The 6,704-nt window shown below is 43.3% G+C and carries 7 protein-coding genes; 5 read left to right on the forward strand and 2 right to left on the reverse strand.

Translation table 11 applies throughout. The annotated features are described in order from the left end of the window. Positions 1–140: 140 nt before the first annotated feature. From tgt to psbM, 5 genes are all read left to right on the forward strand, one after another. The gene (gene tgt, locus AABK37_RS39435; RefSeq protein WP_432556844.1) at positions 141–1,259 is read left to right on the forward strand and encodes a tRNA guanosine(34) transglycosylase Tgt; all 1,119 of its coding nucleotides are present in this window, start codon (positions 141–143) and stop codon (positions 1,257–1,259) included. Further along, positions 1,225–1,404: a hypothetical protein gene (locus AABK37_RS39440; protein WP_432556839.1), complete on the forward strand. Its 180-nt coding sequence runs from the start codon at positions 1,225–1,227 to the stop codon at positions 1,402–1,404. Before tgt ends, AABK37_RS39440 begins: the two co-directional genes overlap by 35 nt. 72 nt (positions 1,405–1,476) lie before the next feature. Continuing rightward, complete coding sequence (locus AABK37_RS39445; protein WP_006195022.1) at positions 1,477–1,614, forward strand: photosystem II reaction center protein K; 138 nt, start codon at positions 1,477–1,479, stop codon at positions 1,612–1,614. 195 nt (positions 1,615–1,809) lie between these two features. Further along, positions 1,810–2,106, forward strand: coding sequence for a 2Fe-2S iron-sulfur cluster-binding protein (locus tag AABK37_RS39450; protein ID WP_432556840.1), 297 nt, complete (start codon positions 1,810–1,812; stop codon positions 2,104–2,106). A 114-nt stretch (positions 2,107–2,220) separates the two neighbouring features. Further along, entirely contained in the window at positions 2,221–2,337 is a 117-nt protein-coding gene (gene psbM, locus AABK37_RS39455) for a photosystem II reaction center protein PsbM (RefSeq protein ID WP_432556841.1), read from the forward strand. Positions 2,338–2,400: 63 nt separating this feature from the next. Here psbM and AABK37_RS39460 read toward each other — a convergent pair whose 3' ends face one another. Then, entirely contained in the window at positions 2,401–3,252 is an 852-nt protein-coding gene (locus AABK37_RS39460) for a universal stress protein (RefSeq protein WP_432556842.1), read from the reverse strand. A gap of 754 nt (positions 3,253–4,006) precedes the next feature. Further along, entirely contained in the window at positions 4,007–6,112 is a 2,106-nt protein-coding gene (locus AABK37_RS39465) for a M3 family metallopeptidase (RefSeq protein ID WP_432556843.1), read from the reverse strand. Positions 6,113–6,704: the final 592 nt, after the last annotated feature.

The following is a 6,704-nucleotide window of genomic DNA, read 5'->3' on the forward strand; positions in this document are numbered from 1 at the left end:
GTTCGCGCAGCGTCTCCCAAAGGGAGATGGGAATCTCGTTGACCCCTTTGGGGTCGGGAAACCCGCCCACGCAACTGGCTCCGCAACGCGCTGGCTCCCCCTCCCCCTCTCCCCCTCTCCCCCTCCCCCCCTCTCCTATCTTGAGTTCCACATTTTCTTTTCAATGCCTTGCTTGCTGTAGCCAGACAAAAGCGCGGGTTGGAGTGTTTCTCACGCCTCATGGTATCGTTGAAACTCCACGGTTTATGCCAGTGGGAACCCTCGCAAATGTCAAAACCCTGACACCTGCCCAATTAAAGGAAACTGGGGCGCAAATGGTGTTATCAAATACTTATCATCTCCACCTGCAACCTGGTGAAAAAATTGTGGCTGGAGGTGGAGGGTTGCATAAGTTTATGGGCTGGAATGGTCCAATGCTGACAGATTCTGGTGGGTTTCAAGTTTTCAGCTTGAGCGAAATGCGAAAAATTACTGAAGATGGTGTAATATTCCGCTCACCTCACGATGGTCAGATTATTAACTTAACACCAGAGCGCTCAATCGAGATTCAGAATACTCTGGGGGCGGATGTGATTATGGCGTTTGATGAATGTCCGCCTTATCCAGCTACTCGCCAAGAGGTGGAAGCAGCCACAGGACGTACTTATCGCTGGTTACAACGTTGTATTGCGGCGCATCAACGCAGCGATCAGGCGTTGTTCGGTATTGTACAGGGAGGCGTGTATTTAGATTTGCGTTCTCAAGCGGCTGTGGCTTTGGCTGAGTTAGATTTGCCCGGATATGCAATTGGTGGTGTGAGTGTGGGAGAACCGCCAGAATTAATTGCGAATATTGTCCAAGCGACAGCGCCACTTTTACCACCAGATAAGCCGCGTTATTTGATGGGTGTAGGTACTTATCGAGAGATGGCGATCGCCATCGCTTCTGGTGTAGATTTATTTGATTGCGTCATTCCCACTCGTTGGGCAAGACATGGTACAGCGATGGTACTGGGCGATCGCTGGAATTTGAAAAATGCTAAATTTCGTGAAGATTTTACGCCATTAGATGAAACTTGTGCTTGTTACACTTGCCAAAACTTTACCCGTGCGTACATATCTCATTTAGTGCGATCGCAAGAAATTTTGGCTTACACTTTGTTGAGTATTCACAACATCAGCGAACTGATACGCTTTACCCAAAAGATAAGAGAGGCTATTTTAGGCGATCGCTTCGCCACAGAATTTGCTCACTGGCTTACTCCTGGGGAAATGGGGTGATGGGGAGAGGGGGAGACAAGGGGACAAGGAAGACAAGGGGAGGACACAGCGAGTGCGGGGGTTCCCCCCGTTAAGGAACGTGTCCGTGGACAAGGGGAAAAAATGCCCCATGCCCAATGCCCAATGCCCATCGACTAACAATTAACAACTGAACCAATGCGTGTTAAGATATTTCTCAATTATGAAAGCTGTGTTGGATAGGTGGATTTAAACGAACATGGAAGCTGCACTATTATTAGCAAAATTGCCGGAAGCTTACCAAATTTTCGACCCATTGGTAGATGTTCTACCAGTCATTCCCGTTTTCTTTTTGTTGCTAGCTTTCGTTTGGCAAGCAGCCGTGGGTTTTAGGTAAGCTAAATATTTGGCTTTGGTGGTAAAGCCACAACCATCGTTAAATTTTACGGGACAGGCAACATGCCTGTCTTATTTTTTGGATAACCATCTTTTATTAACTTTATATTTCTTAATGTTTTGTAATATTTCTATATAATGAGTAAGATACACCAATCAAGCTAAATCAACATTCAGCCTTGAAAGTCACTAAACAATGGGTAACATCAAATTCGTTAAAGAAAATAAAGAAGTAATAGCAGCAAATGGTGCTAATTTGCGCCTTAAAGCGATGCAAAACAACATTGACATCTATAAATTTATTGGCAAAATGACGAATTGTGGCGGTGGTGGTAATTGCGGCACTTGTATTGTTGAGATTGTTGAAGGAATGGAAAATCTTTCGCAGCGCACCGATACCGAAAAACGGATATTGAAGAAAAAGCCGGAAAGTTATCGCCTTGCTTGTCAAACTGTGGTAAACGGTGCAGTCAGCGTAGTCACAAAGCCTTGAAGTTTCGGTTCATGGGCGTGACTAATGAACGTAAGTAAAAATTTGGGCTGACTCGGACGTGTATAATGCTATCCTAAAGTTGTTGACCGGAAATCAAAGAGAGGCTATTTTGCCATGCAAGTTAATGAGTTAGGGTTCATAGCGAGCATTTTGTTCGTACTAGTTCCCGCTGTATTTTTACTCATTCTTTACATCCAAACTGCCAGCCGCGAAGGTGGAAAAGAAAAATAGTTAAGACTTTCGGTATAAAATAAAGAACCCCTGCACTTGTAGTGTGGGGGTTTCTATTGATGCTTAAGCTTCGGTTCTGGCTAGCAATACCGGACAAGTAGCATTAACGCGAACGTAGTCAGATAAAGAAGCGCCTACTAGTCTGTCTATATCTACAAAACTCTTGGCAATTGAAGGACGGCGATCGGGCGAACCGAGTAATAATAAGTCTACGTTCAACTCTTCTGCCAAACGACAAATTTCTTCACCTGGTTTACCACTGCTAGTATAACAACGAGCAGGTACAGCATATCTTTGGGCTTCTGCAACTGCCGCTGCAAAAACTGGATTTTTTTCAGAACTAACTTCGGTTATTTGCGATGATTTACCGCGTAAATCTGTATCAATATTAGCAAGAATTAACTGACCGCCAGGAATACCTTGCAATAAGAATATCGCCAATTTCAAGCAGTGTTTTGCGGCATCAGATTTATCCATTGCCACCATAATGCGCTTAATATTTTTGACATAAATGTCATCTTTTACCAGCAACATCGGGCGAGAAGATAATTGAAAAACGTACTGACTAACTGAGTTTGATAAAATCGATTGCAGTCGCTTCAATCCGCGTGAACCCATAATTATCAAATCAGCGTCGATTTCATCGGCGACTTGACAAACTACATCTTTGGGATCTCCTTGCCGCAAAATTGAAGAAATCTGGCTAGGATCTAAGTTTAAGGTTTGAATCGCATTAGCTAATATTCTACCACCTTCTTCCCACTTAGTTGTCATTGCTTCAGTGGTAGTTTTTCCAGGTACAACGTGCAAAACTGTAACTTTTGCCTTTTGGATGGATGGCAATTGTGTTAAAGTTTTTAACATTTCTTCAGCGTGCCCCAATCCAGAGACAGCTAGCAAAATTTTTTGGATCATGTTACCTTTTGTTGTTAAGTTTGCTATGGTTTTCACCGCTTTGCTCAACAACCTAGCAAGTAAATCGGTACAAATAAACTTTTGTCATTGGCTTTTAAATATATGACAAAGAGCTATCGATAAGTTATATTTATTTGCACCCAGTTACTTAAATTATCAACTAGGCTCCTAAGGATTAAGCATACTTCCAATTTTGCACTCTCAAGTTAACTATTTATAATTATTTTTATTAGTTTTAATCTATGTTAATTATTCTTAATTAAATAACGGTTAAGTATTGCAAAGAAAAACGATAAATAATGAATAATATTTTATCCGTTGAATTAATAATAAAAACGTCGTAATTGTCCTAGAGACGTTCCGAACCGAACGTCTCTACAATATGTATGATTTGCCAAACATGATATGAATTATATCGGTTTTGGTGTTGGATGCAATACACAACGATACACACTCAAAGGACAATTCATGAATTGTCCTTTGGAGCTGCGTTTGGGTATTTGACGCAAGTGAGAACCCAACGAAGAGAGCCAGTCCCCCATCTAACGCTCGCTTACCGCCTTTGGGGGGGGGCTGGTCTCACCGCTATAGTGTTTTATAATGAGCAAAAATTTAGCAGCCGCTTTGTTGTTAATCAAAACGTTAATATTAATTAATGTTGCGTTTTGTTCGCCCTCACCCAAAAACGGCAGTGGGGATATACGAACGTTCGCGCAGCGTCCCGAAGGGAAGCCCACCTAGGTGGGCTAGAAAATTAAGCAGCAGCCGCTAAACCATTATGCTTAAGTAAGGCTGCTGTACTCGGTTCGCGTCCTCGAAAGGATTTAAACACCTCCATCGGATGTTTGCTACCACCAAGCGCTAACACTGTATCGCGGTAGCGTTTGCCAGTAACTTTGATTACTTGCTCATCTTCGATGCCAGCTTCTTCAAAAGCGGCAAAAGCGTCAGCACTGAGGACTTCAGCCCATTTATAGCTGTAATAACCAGCCGCATATCCACCAGCAAAGATGTGTCCAAAAGCGCATAAAAAGGCATCTTCGGGGAGTGGTGGTAAAACGGTTGTGGTTTTGGCTAGGCGATCGCGTACATCCTTAGCACTTTCATTCCCACCTGGACGATAGCGGTAGTGCAATTCCAAATCCAACATGCTAAAGTGCAGTTGTCTGAGCATACCACTACCACTCATGTAATTCTTTGCTGCCAGCAGCTTTTGATAATAATGTTCTGGTAGCGTCTCGCCAGTTTCGTAATGCTTTGCCATCCCAAACAAAGTTGGTCTTTCATAGCACCAGTTTTCCATAAACTGGCTAGGTAATTCCACGGCATCCCATTCTACATTATTGATGCCTGCTGCACTGCTGTAATCTACCTTAGTCAGCATGTGGTGCAAACCATGACCGAACTCGTGAAACAAAGTTTCCACTTCATTAAAAGTCATCAAACTCGGCTTGCCATCGACAGGGGGAGTTTGATTGCATACCAAATACGCTACAGGTAAACGAGTGGCGATCGCTCCATTTTTTCTAATTTTCCCACGATTGATGCAGGTATCCATCCAAGCACCGCCGCGCTTTTCTGCGGGACGGCTGTAAGCATCTAAATAGAAGTAAGCGATCGCATTACCCGTTTCATCAGCAATTTGGAAATAACGTACATCTTCATGCCATACTGGAGCTTGTCCATCGGCAGGAGTGACAGTTACGCCAAACAGCCGTTTCACCAACCCAAATAAACCATCTAACACTTGGGGAAGGGGAAAGTAAGGACGCAACTCTTCAGCCGTGAAAGCAAATTTTTCTTCTCGTTGACGTTCAGCCCAAAAGCTGATATCCCAATGCTTCAAATCATTTGCTTCTGCTGCACCCTTTTTTGCTGCAAAAGCTTTGAGTTCTTCTAAGTCTTTCACAGCAGCATCGTAACTAGCACGACGTAATTCTTCTAAAAGCGCTTCTGCGGCTTCAACATTCGGAGCCATTTTACTGGCTAAACTCAACTCAGCAAAAGTTTTAAAGCCGAGTAAATTTGCTAGTTCTTGACGCAACTCTAAAATGCGTTCAATTAACGGGTTATTATCCAACTCCCCAAAAGAAGCGCGAGTGATAAAAGCTTTGTAAAGCTGTTCTCGCAAATCGCGGCGGGTGCTGTGCTGCATGAAAGGACCATAACTGGGAAAGTCCAAAGTGATGCGCCAAGGTCCGTTTTCGGGTGTGGCGTTTTCTGCACCTTCAGAGCGTGCAGCTTGTGCGGCAAGACTTAGTAAACTGGGGGGTAAGCCGTCAATTTCTGCTTTAGTTGTCAAAGTCAAACTGAAGGCTTTGGTAGCATCGAGTACATGGTTAGAAAACTTAGTAGAAAGTTCCGCTAACTCCATTTGAATGGCGTTGAAACGCTCTTTGGCTTCACCTTGCAACCCGACACCGGAAAGTTCTGCATCTCGAATCGAAGCTTCGATGATACGTTGTTGAGCAGAATCTAAAGTTGCCCAAGTATCACTTTGCCGCAGTGTTTTAAAAGCATTGTAGATAACTTGACTTTGACCGAGTTTGTTGACAAACTGCACCACATCTGGCTGAACAGTTTCATAAGCTTCGCGCAGTTCCGGGCTATTTTTTACGCCCATTAAATGGTTGACTATGCCCCAACTCCAATTTAGGCGTTCTGTTAAATGTTCTAAAGGTTCTACTAAACCGCTCCAAGTAGGTTGTACCTTAGTTTCTAAGCTGCCAAGTTCTGTGTCTAATTCTGCCAGCAGTTGTTTAAAGGCTGGGACTACCTGTTCTGGGGAAATGTTTGCAAAAGGAGGTAAGCCGTAGCCTTTGAGTAAGGGATTCTGAGAAATAGTGGCGTTTGCACTCATGGTTTTGTGTGAGTCGCGAGTAAATGACGGCGATTTTTATCTATATATCTTCAGTCTAGTAACCCAAGTTGTTAGTTATCAACCTTCGGGTACTTCGCAGGCGAAGATTTAGGCGATCGCAAACAAAAACTTGACGACGCTTTTAAGCACAATCGTGACTAAAACTTAATAAATTTAATTAATTTAAAGTATTATGTTTTACTTATTCAATAAAAGCTGTTTTTCATTTTGCAAACAAAAAAATACTTTACGCTTCAGTATAAAGCCTTAAAAAGTTATAGTATGAATTGACTTTGGGAAGATACAATTAATGCGTTAAACACAGTCTCCATATAACGTCTTTAGGACTTACGCAAAATATCTCTCAAACTCCTATTTCTTCTCCTTCGGAGACGCCAAGGGCGAACGTGTCCTTCGTGCCTAGCCTGCGGCAACGGCAAAGCCGAACGCGGTTCGTTATTCCATGAAGGAGTGCGTAAGTCCTAGTCTTGGTAGAGTCGATGGCGGGTATTATCCCGCGCACCTCTCTGTTAGATCCGAGCGTGCGACTTTCACCGCACTCGGCTCCCGATATTCTAGGGTTTCCCCTTGC

Source organism: Tolypothrix sp. VBCCA 56010, from assembly GCF_050875635.1.
In the GTDB taxonomy this organism is placed as follows: Bacteria; Cyanobacteriota; Cyanobacteriia; order Cyanobacteriales; family Nostocaceae; genus Hassallia.